Consider the following 14,920-nt stretch of genomic DNA (forward strand, 5'->3'; position numbering starts at 1 on the left):
AAAGGGGCGGATTCCGAATGGGTAAAAGAAGCAAATCGAAACGCTTTATACAACAAGGTAAAGATTCAGTCAGTCTGCATGACGCACGTTTTCCGTATCGTTCCACACTTGAAGAAGCTGCGGAGGACAGGGGAAATATGAAGACTGATGCTTCTGGAGGTTCATTGTGAGAAACGAACTTTTTGATCAAGCCAAATCATTTACTGAGGAAGCCCTTACTTCTTCATTTCCATCTGGTTTAGAGCGTCAACAAGCAGTTCAGCGAGCTAAAAACGCCGTATCGTCTGCATTTGCTAATTCGACAGATGCAGAAAGAAACCAGCTGCATACGTTCCAAGACCTGCTTGATGATCTTTAACGAAAAAAGCTGTCCGCTTTGTGGACAGCTTTTCTTATGCTTATTTCACTTGGAACGTTTTCTTCTCAGTGATTTGCTTTAGCCCTTCTGCTTTTCCTTTAAATGTAACGACCGCTTCATACGTTCCCGGCTCCACACCGCTTGACCACGTATCTTGGAAGTCATATGTTTCATCTGCTTTCAGCACAAAGGATTGGATGGCTTGTGTGAACATACGGTCTTTCGAGTAACGGTATTTTTCATTTCCGTCTTCATCGTACACACTCAATTCGAATTTTTGGCTTGTGTTAAACGTGAATTCAATATCTCGATCTGATTCATTTTTGAGTGACATATGAAATTGAACCGAAGAACCTTTTTGGACGGGGTCTACTGTGAGTACAACGGTTTTTTCTCCCATTTGACCGGATACCTCCTTGTCTGGTTCATCCTTTTTTTGTTGTCCACAAGCTGTTAAAACCAATAGAACGAGAAAAAGCACTAACCCTTTTTTCATCTTCTACCCACCTTTTAATCTCGTCTGAAAAATCCAAGAATATTGGTTGTTTGAACAATATTTGTAAAGGCTTTTGGATCGACTTCCTTTATAATTTGTTCAAGTTCATACAGCTCATACCTTGTAATGACAATGACCATCATTTCTTTTTGTTCATTGGTAAATGCCCCTTTTGCCGGAACAGTCGTAATCCCTCTGACCATTTTTCCATAAATGGCTTCTTTGATTTCATCTGCTTTCTTTGTCACAATCATGGCAGTCAGCTTTTCATGTCTCGTATGGATGGCATCAATTACCCTAGTCGTCACATATAATGTGACAAGGGTATATAAAGCTTTCTCCCAACCTTGTAACAATCCTGCTGTAAAAATGATAATTCCGTTTAAAATGAAGAAATACGTGCCCACTGGTTTGTCTTTCCATTTCGCTAAAATCATCGCAATAATGTCAAGGCCGCCTGTAGATGCCCCATATTTCAGTGTAATCCCAATGCCAAGTGCAGAAATGACTCCGCCAAATACAGCATTTAATAAAATATCTTCAGAAACACTTGTCTCTGGTAAAATGCCGAGGAAAATCGTTGTCAGTGCCACACTAATAATGCTATACAAAGTAAAGGAACGACCAACCTTCATCCAGCCTAAAATGCCGACCGGAATGTTTAAAATAAATAATAGGATCCCTGTTGATAAATAAAACGGTGCATATTGATCGATTAAACTAGATAACAGCTGGGCAACCCCTGTAAAACCACTTGCATATACGTCAGCAGGGATTAAAAATAAATTCAGCCCAATCGCATTGAGTAAGGCACCAATGACGACGACGATGAATTTTTTTGCTTCTCCAATGAACATGTTGTCATTCCTCCACTTACCATTCTCTCTATGGTTTTCCCTAAAATTTAGAATTTGAACACGAAAAAATGATTTTCTATGATATAGTTAGGCTAAAAAGATGTAAAATATGGTTGATTTTTTTAGAAAGAAGGGATTTTGATGACTGTTCATATCATAGCAGACAGTGCTGCTGATCTGCCTCTTTCTTATTATGATGAACAAAACATGACACTCATTCCGCTGCGTGTATTACTCGGCGAGCAGGAATTTGAGGATTTGATCACCATTGAACCAAAACAAGTATTTGATGCGATGAGACAAGGTGCAAGTCCAAAAACATCACAAGCTTCACCGAATCGGATCAAAGAAGCCTTTGTTTCTGCAGCACAAACCCATACATCCGCTATTTATGTTGCCTTTTCATCAGAGCTTTCAGGTACATACCAAACCGCTGTGATGATGGCAAACGAAGTGAAGGAAGAATACCCTGATTTCGATTTACGAATCATTGATTCTAAATGTGCTTCACTTGGTTATGGACTAGCTGTCAAACACGCTCAATCACTTGCCATTGACGGAAATACAATACAAGAAATTGAAACGTCTGTAAAGCATTTTTGTGAATCTTTACAACATATTTTTACTGTAGACGATTTATCGTATTTAGCAAGAGGCGGAAGAATCAGTAAAGCGTCCGCATTTGTTGGCGGATTGTTAAGTATTAAACCCATTTTACACGTTGAGGATGGAAAACTGATACCCCTTGAAAAAATTCGTGGCCGTAAAAAATTATTAAAACGCATAATCGAGCTGATGAAAGAACGCGGATCTGACTGGTCTAGTCAAACTGTTGGCATTAGTCATGGAGACGACCCTGCACTTGCAGAAGAAATGAGGCAATTAATTGAAGCCGAATTTCATCCAAAAGAAATCGACATCCAGGTCATCGGCGCGGCTGTCGGGTCCCACTCAGGCCCTAGCACACTTGCCATCTTCTTTACAGGCAGCCCATCATAAAAAGCACCCTTCCCTGAAACATCACGGGAAGGGTGCTTTTCTTATGATAGCTTAAATCGGTGAACGGTTTCGTTTAACCTTGCCGTCATACTCATCAGTTCTTCTACTTGTTTGTTCATTTGATGGAAAGATTGCAGTTGTTCGTTTGCCGAGGCAGAAATTTCTTCGCTGCCCGCTGCCGTTTCTTCTACAACGGCACTAATATTTTCAATCGAGTGCAGCACTTGTCCGCCAAGCTCTGTTGATTGAATAATTTGGTCATTTAAGACCGCCATTTCTTGCTTAATATGTTGTGCTTTTGTTTCTATATCTTCAAAGGAGTGTGAGGTTTTGTCCATTGCATCTTGCTGCTGAAGTGATAGCTTGACCCCTTCTTGTACAGTTTGGCTAATGGATTGAATGCCTTTTTCTATATGACTTACCATGTCAAAAATTTGTCTTGTTGCACGAGACGATTCATCTGCGAGCTTACGAATTTCGTCCGCTACGACGGCAAACCCTTTGCCAGCTTCTCCTGCCCTTGCCGCTTCAATCGCCGCATTGAGCGAGAGGAGGTTTGTCTGGTCCGCAATATCAGAAACCGTTTTGGCCATTGCGGAGATTCCGCTTGCGTACTGAGTGAATTCTCCTGCAGACTCTTCAATTTGTCTCGTCGCACGTGTATTTTTTTCAATGGCTGCTTTTGTTTCTGTTAACGTGTGCTTTCCGCTTTCCACCGCTTCAATGGCATCCTCTGTACTACGGATGACTGTATGTGATCTTTCGGAATTCTTACGGCCATGTGAATCCATTTTCTCAATCAAACTAACGCCATGCTGAAGGTCTTCTGAAATCGCTTGTGAACCATTCGCCATTTCGTCTGTCGATACAGACACTTGATTGGCCGATTCCATAAGCTTTTTGTTTTCATCATCTAACTGAACCGAGAATGATTCTACTTGGCTTGATACATGGCTGATTTCTTGAATCAAGCTAATCAGCTGATCCGTCATTTGATTGAACGACTCATTTAAGCCACCGATTTCATCTTTCCGCTTGATGTCCATCCGCTCCACAGCGAGGTTTCCTTCGGCAATCTGTTTTGCCCGGTAAGAAAGGGATTTGATTGGTGTCACAATGGATCTCGTTAAACCAATATTTAAAAAGACGGCGATGACAATCAATGTGAGGGCTGCGACAGATGCGCTTGTAATGATCCTTTGCACATTGTCTGCCGCCTCCTCTAAATGGTATTCATACGCTTCTTGTGCTCTTTTATTCATCGTATGCACGTCGTTTAAAACACCGTCAATTCTGGCAGCCACTCGTCTGGCATCAGAGGCATTTTTTTCACCAATGGCATTGTTTGCTTCTTGCGTCCATGTATCAAACTTTGAATTTAACCGTGTTAGGGCTTCTTTGTTCATATTTCCTGCGTTTTTGTTTAACGTTTGCAGCTGTTTTTTCGCTGTTGATATATCGGTTTGAACGACCTCTAGCTGTTCATCTGAAAGGGTCATGGAATAATTGGTCATGGCTTGTTCGACACTTTCAAAGCTGGCCTTCGTTTTTTGTACGTTCAGTAAGGTTTGAACTTCTGTTTCGCTTGATGACTGAATCTTTGTCATGCTCACAATAATAAAGGCAATTACGCCAACCGCTAAAAGAAGTGAAATGAGTGAGTTGAGCAAAATTTTGATGCGTAAGCTCATGATGCTGCCCCCTCTTCTTTCAGAAGTGTTTGCTTCAGTCCATTTAATTTTTTGGTCAATTTCTCAGCATCTTTGAGCACCCGGATTCTTGCCATATCGATTCCGTCATTACTTAAGTCATAAACGATATGTCCACTTTTGATGTTGCTGCTTTTGACGAGCTGTTCGCTGAATTGATAGACGACTTCATCTACTTTTTTGACCATAGACGAAATAACGGCTTTTTCAGCTGTATAATACTGATCGCTGTCCACGCCGATTGCATATTTGCCTTGCGTTTGCGCTTCTTTTAATACACCAACACCCGTATAACCGGCTGCGGCATATAAAACATCTGCTTTCTTTTTGATCATGTCTTTCGCTATGTTACTGCCTTTGCCTGCATCACTAAATGTGCCAGCATACGTGGATACGACCTTGATTTTCGGATTCACTGATTTTGCGCCTTTTTGATAGCCTTGTTCAAATCGGTGGATCACCTCTGCATCGACTCCGCCCACAAAACCAATAACATCACTTTTTGTTGTCATGGCAGCAAGAGCTCCCGCTAAATAGCTGCCCTGCTCTTCTTTAAAAGTCACTGATGTGACATTTTTCAGTTCAGACACAGCATCAATGAGTAAAAATTGCTTTTTCGGATATTTTTTCGCTACCTTTTCTAAGTCTTCTTGCATACTGAAACCTACACCGATGATCAGGTCATTTCCATCTTTCACAAGCTCGGTCAGCCCTTTTTCATATGTATCGGTTTCTGCAATTTCTCTATAATCGAATTCAATGCCAAGCTCATCACGTGCTTTTTCTAATCCTTTAAATGATGAATCGTTAAATGATTGATCACCAAGACCATCATCCGTCAGCATGACACCAATATGTTTCGTATTTGATACCGGTGGTCCTCCCTGCTGATTGCTGCATGAGGCGAGTACCATGATCATAGCTGCCATCAGAAGTAATGAAATCTTCACTTTCATCCAAAAACACACTCCTTTTATCATCCTTACCCCTTATTTATCGGATTTGAGAGTCATTGTTTCAATGATAAAGTGAAGGATTTTCAGCTTTTTTCATGACTTTTTTCACTGAAAAAATACCATTATTTATGACAAAAATAAAAAAAGTGAGCAAATGCTCACTTCAGATTGTTGACAAAGGGCTAAAATGAACTTGATTTTAGCCCTTTGTCTTCTTTTCAGCGTGATAGAAAACCTTTGCAGTCTAGGAAGTACGAGCACTGGCACGGAGCGAATTTGACATTCGTGAGTACCAGCGCGCAGGACTGACAAAGAATGCGAGGGTTTGTCTACACGCTGAAAGTGAGCAAATGCTCACTTTTTCTCGTATGTCCACCCTTCTTTTTGGTAAACAAGATCATTTTTCATCAGATGACCTAATGCTCGTTTGAAGGCTGCTTTGCTCATTTGAAATCTTTCCCGGATATCTTCTGGATCGCTTTTATCCCCGTAAGGCATTGCACCGTTTCTCGTTCTCATGTAAGTTAAAATTTCTTCTGCATCGACAGATAATGCATCCTGCTTTCTAGGAAGCAGAGAAACGTTCACGGTTCCGTCCTCTTTCACTGCGATGACGCGTCCTGTCACGGTCGATCCTAATCTAGGCTCTTCCTTTCGTTCCGTGCGGTGGATAAACCCACGCACGCCTGTATCTGTCAGCATAAAAGAACCTGTCGCAATTAAGCGATAAATCGTTCCCGTAATTTCTTTGTTCATTAACGTTTCTGGCGCTTCAGTAAATAATTCACTGATCACATCTTCAGTGGCTGGTTTTGCGAACATTCTCCCGTAACTTGTCACTTTGAGCATACAGTATAGTTTGTCGCCTTTTTTCGGCCACGCTTCCTCAAAAGGCGGGAGGTGTTCAGTTGCAACAAGTGCATCCTTTGACAAACCTATATCGACAAAAGCACCCATATCTTCTACAACGTCTACAACTTCTACCCAGTCGTATGTATGTGCATTGATTTTAGGAATTTTCATCGTCGCTGCCAGTCTTTCTTCATGATCTACATATAAGTAGACCTCTACTTCATCACGATCTCCAATATCCTCTGTCATCTCACTGCGATGTAGGAGAACAGAATCTTCGCCATCTGTTAAAAAGTAGCCGTATTCCATCTCGTTATCTATTTGCAAGGTCAGTTGCTCACCTGGTCTCATGTTCTCTTCCTTCCTATCTGCCCTTAAAAGAGCGTTCGTTCATCTTTTGATTCACTTTATTCTACTATACTTCAGTCATCATGAACATCTCTAGTTCTGTTAGCTAAAGTGGACAAACTGTACTTGAATTATACCGCATACATCTGAACTCTCTTCGATAAAGTTTCTTCTTCCCCTATGGGCATGATAAAATAGACGCAATATCTATAGTTGGAGGTCATATGTGATGGCAAAAGAAAGTTCATTTGATATTGTATCGAAGGTGGAGCTACCAGAGGTGCAAAACGCCATTCAAGCAGCACTGAAAGAAATTAAAAACCGTTATGATTTTAAAGGAAGTAAAAGTGATATTTCACTAGAAAAAGAAGAACTCGTTCTCATTTCTGATGATGACTTCAAGCTGGAGCAGCTAAAGGATGTCCTTGTGACAAAACTGATTAAACGAAACGTACCGACTAAAAACATTGACTACGGAAAAACAGAACATGCCCTAGGTGGAACCGTTCGCCAGCGTGCAAAGCTGATTAGCGGGATTGATAAGGACAATGCCAAAAAGATCAATGCCTTGATCAAACAATCTGGTATAAAAGTAAAGTCGCAATTTCAAGATGACCAAGTGCGTGTGACAGGAAAAAATAAAGATGATTTACAAGAAGTGATGGCGCTTATGCGCAAGGCAGATTTACCGATTGACGTCCAATTTATAAATTTTCGATAAATTTCAAATTTTCCATTGATTATTTCCGATTTTTTCGATACAGTTGATGGAAGTTCAATTCATTGACATGTTCATATCGCTTTCTTATCAAGAGAGGCAGAGGGACTGGCCCTGTGAAGCCTCAGCAACCGGTGTAGTAGAAATCTATTTTCTATGACCAAGGTGCTAAATCCAGCAAGCAACTGCTTGGAAGATAAGAAGAAGAATTTCCATACAGCCAAAAAGTCTTCTTCTTATCAGAAGGCTTTTTTTGTTACATAGAAATAAGGAGGAAACCAATGGGCCTATTACAAGACTTACAAAATCGCGTACTGATTGCTGATGGAGCAATGGGAACACTTTTATACTCTTATGGCATTGACCGTTGCTTTGAAGAATTAAATTTATCAAAAGAAGATGAAGTCAAAAGAGTGCACGAGGCATATGTGCAAGCTGGAGCGGACATTATTCAAACGAACACATACGGTGCGAATTATATTAAACTATCCCGCTACGGTTTAGAAGAAGAAACAAAACGCATTAACACAAAAGCTGTACAAATTGCCAAAGCAGCCGCTGGCTCAGCTTATGTCCTTGGAACGATCGGTGGCATTCGAACATTTAACAAAAATGCCTACTCTTTAGACGAGATTAAACGGAGCTTTAGAGAACAGCTCTATATCCTTTTAAATGAAGAGCCTGATGGATTACTGCTTGAAACATATTACGATATTGAAGAAGCAAAAGCCGTTCTTGAGATTGCTCGCAAAGAAACAGCGCTTCCGATTGTCATGAACGTCTCCATGCATGAGCAAGGTGTATTGCAGGACGGGACACCGCTAAAAGACGGTTTATCTGAATTATCCTCACTTGGCGCTGATGTCGTCGGCATTAACTGCCGGCTGGGCCCTTATCATATGATTCAGGCACTTGAAGGTGTTCCACTTTTGGAAAATTCTCATTTATCTGTCTATCCAAACAGCAGTCTCCCCTCCCTTGAAGAAGGCAGACTCGTCTATGATACAGATAATGATTATTTCCGAAAAAGTGCACTTGAGTTTAGAAATCAGGGCGCACGAATCATTGGAGGCTGCTGCGGAACAACCCCTCAGCATATAAGCGCCATGGCAGAGGCGGTCAAAGATTTAGCACCTATCACCGAAAAAGAAGTGAAAGTATTAAAAGAAGAAATTATTTCCATCCAAGATCAACGGACAGAACCAGGTCTTGACGAGCTGGCTGTGAAAAAACGTTCGATTATCGTCGAGCTGGACCCGCCGAAGAAGCTGAACTTTGAAAAATTCCTCGTCGCAGCGAACGAATTAAAAAGTGCAGGCATTGATGCCCTCACGCTGGCCGATAACTCTCTAGCTACCCCGCGTATTAGCAATGTAGCATGCGGCGCTTTATTAAAACAGCAGCTTGATATGCGTTCACTTGTCCATATCACATGTCGTGATCGCAATTTGATTGGACTCCAATCCCACTTAATGGGGCTGGACACGCTTGGACTAACCGATATTTTAGCCATCACAGGCGATCCGTCTAAAATTGGGGACTTCCCAGGTGCGACATCTGTGTATGATTTAACCTCCTTTGATTTGATCCGTCTGATCAAACAATTTAACGAGGGACTATCTTTCTCTGGGAAGCCGCTCGGGAAAAAGACCAATTTTTCAGTGGCTGGCGCGTTTAATCCAAATGTCCGTCATATTGATAAAGCGGTCAAACGCCTCGAGAAGAAAATCGAATACGGTGCCGATTATTTTATTTCACAACCTGTATACTCTGAGGAACAGCTTGTGAAGATTCATGAAGAAAGCAGACATTTGGATAAACCGATTTACATCGGTATTATGCCGCTAACAAGCAGCCGAAACGCAGAGTTTATTCATCATGAAATTCCCGGCATTAAATTGTCTGACTCGATTCGTGAGATTATGGCCAAGGCAGGCGAAGATAAAGAAAAGCAGCGGACAGAAGGATTAGCCATTGCCCGTTCTTTATTAGATACAGCCTGTGAATTGTTTAATGGCATCTATTTAATTACCCCTTTCCTTCGATCAGATTTAACAGCAGAACTGACAACATACATCCATCAGAAAGAAAAGGAGCCAAACACCCATGTCAACTATCACTGAACAGCTCAAAAAGCGCATCCTCGTCCTTGACGGTGCAATGGGCACAATGATTCAAAACGCCGATCTCACAGCAGAGGATTTCGGCGGAGAAGAGTATGAGGGCTGTAACGAATATTTGAACGTCACAGCCCCTCATATTATCTCCACGATTCACCGGCAATATCTTGAAGCAAGTGCAGATTTAATCGAAACAAATACATTCGGCGCGACGAAGCTCGTTCTCGATGAATATGGACTTGGCCACCTCGCCTATGAATTGAACGTAAAAGCAGCTCAGCTGGCAAAGCGTGAAGCAGACCGTTTGTCCACACCAGAGTGGCCCCGCTTTGTTGTAGGCGCAATGGGGCCCACTACAAAAACATTATCCGTAACAGGCGGCACAACGTTTGAAGAGCTCGTTGCAAATTATGAAGAACAAGCCCGCGCCCTGATTGATGGGAAATGTGATGCTCTTCTTTTAGAAACGAGTCAAGACATGTTGAATGTCAAAGCTGGATTTAAAGGCATTCAAGAAGCCTTTCAAGCGACCGGTATTGAGCTGCCACTGATGGTGTCAGGTACGATTGAGCCGATGGGCACTACCCTTGCAGGCCAAGATATTGAAGCCTTTTATATCTCACTTGAGCATATGAAACCAATCAGCGTCGGCTTAAACTGTGCAACTGGTCCAGAATTTATGACAGACCATATCCGTACACTCTCCTCCATCTCAAAGTCGGCTGTCAGCTGCTATCCAAACGCTGGTCTCCCAGATGAAGAAGGGCAATATCACGAATCCCCTGCTTCGCTTGCTAAAAAAATCGCCGCTTTTGCAAAAGAAGGCTGGTTAAATATCGTCGGCGGCTGCTGCGGTACAACGCCTGCACATATTCAGGCATTGTCAGATGAAGTACGTCCGATTCAGCCCCGCAGCATGACGCATGAGTCATCACCGCATACCGTATCAGGAATCGAGCCCCTCATTTATGAAGAAGCGATGCGCCCCCTCTTTGTTGGTGAGCGCACAAATGTCATTGGTTCACGCAAATTCAAACGGCTCATTGCAGAACAAAAGTTTGAAGAGGCAGCAGAAATTGCCCGTGCTCAAGTGAAAAATGGCGCTCACGTCATTGATGTGTGTCTAGCAGACCCTGATCGTGATGAGATAGCAGACATGGAAGGCTTTTTAAAAGAAGCCATGAAAAAAGTGAAAGCTCCTTTTGTCATTGATTCAACCGATAAACATGTCATCGAAAAAGCACTCATGTATTCTCAAGGAAAAGCCATTATTAATTCTATTAATTTAGAGGATGGAGAAGAGCGCTTTGAAGAGATTCTTCCGCTTGTCAAGCTATATGGCGGTGCACTTGTTGTTGGAACAATCGATGAAACAGGGATGGCCGTCACAGCAGATCGAAAACTTGAGATTGCCGTAAGATCCCATGACCTGCTCACGAAAAAATATGGAATCCCTGCGAGTGATATCATTTTTGACCCGCTTGTCTTTCCAGTAGGTACTGGAGACGAACAGTATATTGGTGCTGCTGAAGAGACGATTAAAGGCATTGAGCGAATCAAAGCAGCACTGCCTGAATGTCTCACCATTTTAGGCATTAGTAACGTGTCTTTCGGACTCCCGCCAGTTGGCAGAGAAATATTGAATGCCGTTTATTTGTATCACTGCGTCAAAGCGGGGCTTGATTATGCCATCGTGAATACTGAAAAGCTTGAACGCTTCGCTTCAATTCCAAAGGAAGAAATCAAGCTGGCTGAAACTTTACTTTATGAAACAAATGATCAAACCCTTGCTGAGTTCACCCAATTTTATCGCGGGAAAAAGAAAACAGAGAAGAAACCAAAGATCTCCTTATCACTTGATGAAAGGCTGGCACTCTATGTCGTCGAAGGGACGAAAGAAGGCCTGATTGATGACCTTGCCCTTGCTTTGGAGAAATTTGAATCACCTCTTCATATCATCAATGGACCATTAATGCAGGGAATGTCGGAGGTTGGGCGCCTTTTTAATCAAAACGAATTGATTGTAGCTGAAGTGCTTCAATCCGCTGAGGTCATGAAAGCATCTGTTTCATACCTTGAGCAATTTATGGAGAAAAAGGACGCAAGCGGCAAAGGGAAGATTCTCCTCGCCACCGTCAAAGGAGATGTCCATGATATAGGGAAAAACCTGGTCGACATCATTTTGAGCAATAATGGCTTTCACGTCGTCGATCTCGGAATCAAAGTAACCCCACAAACATTGATTGAAGCGGTGCAAAAAGAAAAGCCAGATATGATTGGATTATCAGGTTTACTTGTCAAATCAGCACAGCAAATGGTCTTGACCGCTCAAGATTTACAAAAAGCAAACATCTCTGTTCCCATTTTGGTGGGCGGCGCGGCGCTTTCACGGAAGTTTACGAAGATGAAAATTTCGCCTCAATATGATGGCCCCGTCCTTTACGCCAAAGATGCAATGGACGGCCTGTCTTTAGCGAATGAATTAAGAACGAACCCTCTTCAATTTCAAACAAAACCCTTAGAGGATCAAGAAACACTCCATAAGGAAAAAGAAACAAAGCAGCCAAAAGCCGTGATTGAATTACTAGAAAAACGCGCGACACTTCCGGAGGCAGCGATATTCACGCCTGAAAATACGAAACGCCATTATGTACGGGATATTGATTTGCACCACATTATGCCCTATGTCAATGAGCAAATGCTGATCGGCCATCATCTCGGTTTAAAAGGAAAGGTCAAAAAGCTCTTGGCTGAACAGCATCCAAAAGCATTGGAGTTAAAACAACTGATCACAGATCTTCTTCAAGAAGGCAGAGAGAAAAACTGGTTTGCACCTGCATTTGTCTATCAATTCTTCCCTGCCAATTCAAATCGGAATGACCTGCATATCTATGATCCAGAAGCGCCTGACCGCGTCATTGAGACATTCCAATTTCCAAGACAGGAAAAACTTCCGTACCGGTCTATTTCTGATTATGTGCGGAAAAGCGGAGAGAACGAGAAAGATTATATCGCCTTATTTGCAGTGACGGCTGGTGCCCGCATACGAGAAGTTGCGCAGCAATTTAAACAAGAGGGTGACTATTTAAAAATGCATGCGGTCCAAGCTTTAGCACTTGAGCTTGCAGAAGGCTTGGCTGAACGAACGCATCAAGTAATTCGTGATAAATGGGGATTCCCAGACCCAGTCGATTTCACGATGGAAAAACGCTTCCAAGCCAAATATCAAGGTCAGCGCTATTCCTTTGGCTATCCAGCGTGCCCTAATCTAGAAGACCAAGAAAAACTATTCCATCTGCTGCAGCCAGAAAAAATCGGGATTCATCTCACAGAAGGGTTTATGATGGAGCCTGAAGCATCCGTTTCAGCCATTGTCGTTTCTCATCCTGAAGCTCGATATTTTAACGTTCACTAAAAAAACCTCCTGAATTGGAGGTTCTTTTTATAAATAAAAATGGAATAAATATGAAAAATTAAGTTTATTTACCGATATTATAAATGAAAGTCATTTACTTAAAAGGAGATGTTTGTCATGGTCAAAAAGAAGATCGGGGTTTTATTGCTTACAGGTCTCTTTATTGCTAGCCCTCTTTTCCAATCACCTGCTCAAGCAAGTGAAACGTCTACGAAACAAACAACATATTATACAGAAGAATTGGAGCATCTGTATCCAGACAGTGATTATGCAAACAATGATACGATGGACAAAGCTCAATTCTTACAGCACTCTCTTCATCTAAACAAGACCTATTTATATCACGAAGGCAGTATCTCTTCTATGAATGACATTGATTTTTATCGGTTCACCAGCTCTAAATTTGATGGAGCAGATGGCCGCTTTTCTATCAAACTCGTCAATGTGAAAGCTGGAAATGATTTCGATCTTTATCTTTACAATCAGAGCGGGTCACTCGTGTCTTCCTCTGTGCGGACAAACAACCAAAATGAAATCATCCATATGCCGAAAATTGCCGCCAGTACTGACTACTATTTAGCCGTCAAACCAAAGCAATTATTAAATGAAGAGGACAACATGTATCGTATTGTCTTTGATAAAAGTATTGAAAAAGGCACAACGAAACGATATGGATCACCTGCCACATTGAATAGTTTCAATGAAGCCGGATCTCCCAATTCTTCTTTTGATTTAAGCAGCTTGCCGCAGGATGCCGTTGTCACTGGACTGTCATTAGAAGCTGAAAAAGGTAGTACAAATGCATATAATTATGTATTCACTGTCTCTTCATTAAAAGGCGGAACAGTGAACGTACCTTGGAACGGTCAAAAAGTTGACATCTCTTCTTATAAAACAAGTCAAGTGCCGGCAAAAGACCGCTTTTTTGTTTCTTTTAATGCAACCGAGGTTCCTCAATTGATCGGTGGACGGTTAATCAAAGTAGGCGTTGTCTCAATTAAGAACTTACAGCTCACCTTTGAATATGAATACAACCGTGACCTCAATTATTAAACTATACAAAAGGAAAAGGGAGCACCAAAACGGAGTTTGTCTACACGGTGAAGGAAAAGGTATCCCCTTTTCCTTTTTCTTATGCGTTCTTATGGTACGATACATAGAGAGAAATCAGCTAAGAAGGAGTTGCGTGTATTGCCAAACGTTATTCAACGATCTTTAACCCTTGATGACATACCAGACCTTGTCGCATTGTCAAAAGAGGTCGATTGGCCTGATTACAATGCGGAAGAGCTCACATCTCTTTTAACAAATGGACACTTTACCGGTTTTACAACAACTGACGGACAAGTCATTTCATGCGCTGGACTTTTTCAGTATGACAGTGTGGCATCAATTGGAGCGGTCATTGTATCTGAGACACATCGAGGCCTCGGTCTTGCCCGTCAAATGATTGACACACTGCTTCGTCATAGTGATCCAAGTGTCCCTGTCGTTTTAACGGCTACTGTACAAGGACAGCCAGTTTATGAAAAAATCGGCTTTCAGACAGCCGGTTATATTCATACATACAAAGCACAAAAAACAAATCCTAGTGCGCTTCACCCGTCACATCAGATTCACCTTTTTCCCGCTGATGAAACGCACCTCCCGTCTATTGAAAGGCTGGATGAAAAAGGCGCAGGGACCAATCGATCAAACTTCTTAATAAAGCGAATGGAGCGAGCAGCATTTAAACTGATCGCAAAGGATGAACACCACGAAATCACCGGCTTCGCGTTTGGTGTGGAAACACCAGCTAATCTGATGATTGGCCCGCTTGCAGCAAACGATGAACAAACGGCGCTATCACTCATTCAATCACTTCTCACGTCTTATTCTGGCGCCTTTCGTTTAGATATGCAGGAAGAAACAGCTGAACGCCTGCATACATCACTTGTAGAAGCAGGATTTACGAAAACAAACGTCGCACATTTTATGATGATTCGCGGGAACGAAAAGCAGAACGATCCCGCGCTTCTCTATTTCCTGGCCTCACAAGCATTTTCATAAAAAATCAAAAAGCTGTAGACAGATGTTGTCTACAGCTTTTCTT

13 protein-coding genes and 1 riboswitch are annotated in these 14,920 nt (G+C 42.0%); of the genes, 8 read left to right on the plus strand and 5 right to left on the minus strand.

The features are described from left to right. Positions 1-17: 17 nt before the first annotated feature. Together ACRRMM_RS08700 and ACRRMM_RS08705 are read left to right on the plus strand one after the other, a co-directional pair. On the plus strand, positions 18-170 hold the full coding sequence (locus tag ACRRMM_RS08700; protein ID WP_008348539.1) for a hypothetical protein: 153 nt from the start codon (positions 18-20) through the stop codon (positions 168-170). Continuing rightward, positions 167-358, plus strand: a complete 192-nt coding sequence (locus tag ACRRMM_RS08705) for a DUF3813 domain-containing protein (RefSeq protein ID WP_008348541.1) — start codon at positions 167-169, stop codon at positions 356-358. The genes ACRRMM_RS08700 and ACRRMM_RS08705 overlap by 4 nt, the downstream gene beginning before the upstream one ends. A 40-nt stretch (positions 359-398) precedes the next feature. Here the strand turns inward: ACRRMM_RS08705 and ACRRMM_RS08710 are convergent, their stop codons facing one another. Further along, positions 399-854, minus strand: coding sequence for a BsuPI-related putative proteinase inhibitor (locus tag ACRRMM_RS08710; protein ID WP_017360187.1), 456 nt, complete (start codon positions 852-854; stop codon positions 399-401). A 14-nt stretch (positions 855-868) separates the two neighbouring features. Then, positions 869-1,711 (minus strand): YitT family protein, encoded by an 843-nt coding sequence (locus tag ACRRMM_RS08715; protein WP_007499067.1) that lies wholly within the window; start codon positions 1,709-1,711, stop codon positions 869-871. A 141-nt stretch (positions 1,712-1,852) separates the two neighbouring features. Here ACRRMM_RS08715 and ACRRMM_RS08720 point away from each other — a divergent pair, with 141 nt between their 5' ends. Then, positions 1,853-2,710, plus strand: coding sequence for a DegV family protein (locus ACRRMM_RS08720; RefSeq protein WP_008348544.1), 858 nt, complete (start codon positions 1,853-1,855; stop codon positions 2,708-2,710). 41 nt (positions 2,711-2,751) lie between these two features. Here ACRRMM_RS08720 and ACRRMM_RS08725 read toward each other — a convergent pair whose 3' ends face one another. From ACRRMM_RS08725 to ACRRMM_RS08735, 3 genes are all read right to left on the minus strand, one after another. Beyond that, on the minus strand, positions 2,752-4,401 hold the full coding sequence (locus tag ACRRMM_RS08725; RefSeq protein WP_079920109.1) for a methyl-accepting chemotaxis protein: 1,650 nt from the start codon (positions 4,399-4,401) through the stop codon (positions 2,752-2,754). Then, positions 4,398-5,375, minus strand: a complete 978-nt coding sequence (locus ACRRMM_RS08730) for a BMP family lipoprotein (RefSeq protein ID WP_035700250.1) — start codon at positions 5,373-5,375, stop codon at positions 4,398-4,400. Before ACRRMM_RS08730 ends, ACRRMM_RS08725 begins: the two co-directional genes overlap by 4 nt. 354 nt (positions 5,376-5,729) lie before the next feature. Continuing rightward, on the minus strand, positions 5,730-6,578 hold the full coding sequence (locus ACRRMM_RS08735) for a CvfB family protein (RefSeq protein ID WP_017360190.1): 849 nt from the start codon (positions 6,576-6,578) through the stop codon (positions 5,730-5,732). A gap of 226 nt (positions 6,579-6,804) precedes the next feature. Between ACRRMM_RS08735 and ACRRMM_RS08740 the strand changes: the two genes are divergently transcribed. From ACRRMM_RS08740 to ACRRMM_RS08760, 5 genes are all read left to right on the plus strand, one after another. Next, positions 6,805-7,296 carry a YajQ family cyclic di-GMP-binding protein gene (locus tag ACRRMM_RS08740; RefSeq protein WP_076821901.1) on the plus strand — a complete coding sequence of 164 codons (492 nt, stop codon included), beginning with the start codon at positions 6,805-6,807 and terminating at the stop codon, positions 7,294-7,296. Positions 7,297-7,377: 81 nt separating this feature from the next. Beyond that, positions 7,378-7,496, plus strand: a riboswitch (SAM riboswitch). Positions 7,497-7,574: 78 nt separating this feature from the next. After that, entirely contained in the window at positions 7,575-9,416 is a 1,842-nt protein-coding gene (locus tag ACRRMM_RS08745; RefSeq protein WP_268449138.1) for a bifunctional homocysteine S-methyltransferase/methylenetetrahydrofolate reductase, read from the plus strand. Beyond that, positions 9,400-12,828, plus strand: a complete 3,429-nt coding sequence (gene metH / locus ACRRMM_RS08750; protein WP_428828871.1) for a methionine synthase — start codon at positions 9,400-9,402, stop codon at positions 12,826-12,828. Before ACRRMM_RS08745 ends, metH begins: the two co-directional genes overlap by 17 nt. A 117-nt stretch (positions 12,829-12,945) precedes the next feature. Beyond that, a complete protein-coding gene (locus ACRRMM_RS08755) occupies positions 12,946-13,881 on the plus strand; it encodes an anti protein (protein WP_428828870.1) in 936 nt (311 codons plus the stop codon). A gap of 138 nt (positions 13,882-14,019) precedes the next feature. Further along, entirely contained in the window at positions 14,020-14,877 is an 858-nt protein-coding gene (locus ACRRMM_RS08760) for a GNAT family N-acetyltransferase (protein ID WP_046343157.1), read from the plus strand. Positions 14,878-14,920 lie beyond the last annotated feature (43 nt).

Origin of the sequence: Bacillus sp. XT-4 (assembly GCF_050864245.1) — a bacterium.
GTDB classification, from domain to species: domain Bacteria; phylum Bacillota; class Bacilli; order Bacillales; family Bacillaceae; genus Bacillus; species Bacillus altitudinis.

What these genes read in the sequence shown, in the direction of transcription:
- ACRRMM_RS08700 (WP_008348539.1), top strand. Translation starts at nt 18, where the DNA reads ATGGGTAAAAGAAGCAAATCGAAACGCTTTATACAACAAGGTAAAGAT.
- ACRRMM_RS08710 (WP_017360187.1), bottom strand. Translation starts at nt 854, where the DNA reads ATGAAAAAAGGGTTAGTGCTTTTTCTCGTTCTATTGGTTTTAACAGCT.
- ACRRMM_RS08715 (WP_007499067.1), bottom strand. Translation starts at nt 1,711, where the DNA reads ATGTTCATTGGAGAAGCAAAAAAATTCATCGTCGTCGTCATTGGTGCC.
- ACRRMM_RS08720 (WP_008348544.1), top strand. Translation starts at nt 1,853, where the DNA reads ATGACTGTTCATATCATAGCAGACAGTGCTGCTGATCTGCCTCTTTCT.
- ACRRMM_RS08725 (WP_079920109.1), bottom strand. Translation starts at nt 4,401, where the DNA reads ATGAGCTTACGCATCAAAATTTTGCTCAACTCACTCATTTCACTTCTT.
- ACRRMM_RS08730 (WP_035700250.1), bottom strand. Translation starts at nt 5,375, where the DNA reads ATGAAAGTGAAGATTTCATTACTTCTGATGGCAGCTATGATCATGGTA.
- ACRRMM_RS08735 (WP_017360190.1), bottom strand. Translation starts at nt 6,578, where the DNA reads ATGAGACCAGGTGAGCAACTGACCTTGCAAATAGATAACGAGATGGAA.
- ACRRMM_RS08740 (WP_076821901.1), top strand. Translation starts at nt 6,805, where the DNA reads ATGGCAAAAGAAAGTTCATTTGATATTGTATCGAAGGTGGAGCTACCA.
- ACRRMM_RS08745 (WP_268449138.1), top strand. Translation starts at nt 7,575, where the DNA reads ATGGGCCTATTACAAGACTTACAAAATCGCGTACTGATTGCTGATGGA.
- metH (WP_428828871.1), top strand. Translation starts at nt 9,400, where the DNA reads ATGTCAACTATCACTGAACAGCTCAAAAAGCGCATCCTCGTCCTTGAC.
- ACRRMM_RS08755 (WP_428828870.1), top strand. Translation starts at nt 12,946, where the DNA reads ATGGTCAAAAAGAAGATCGGGGTTTTATTGCTTACAGGTCTCTTTATT.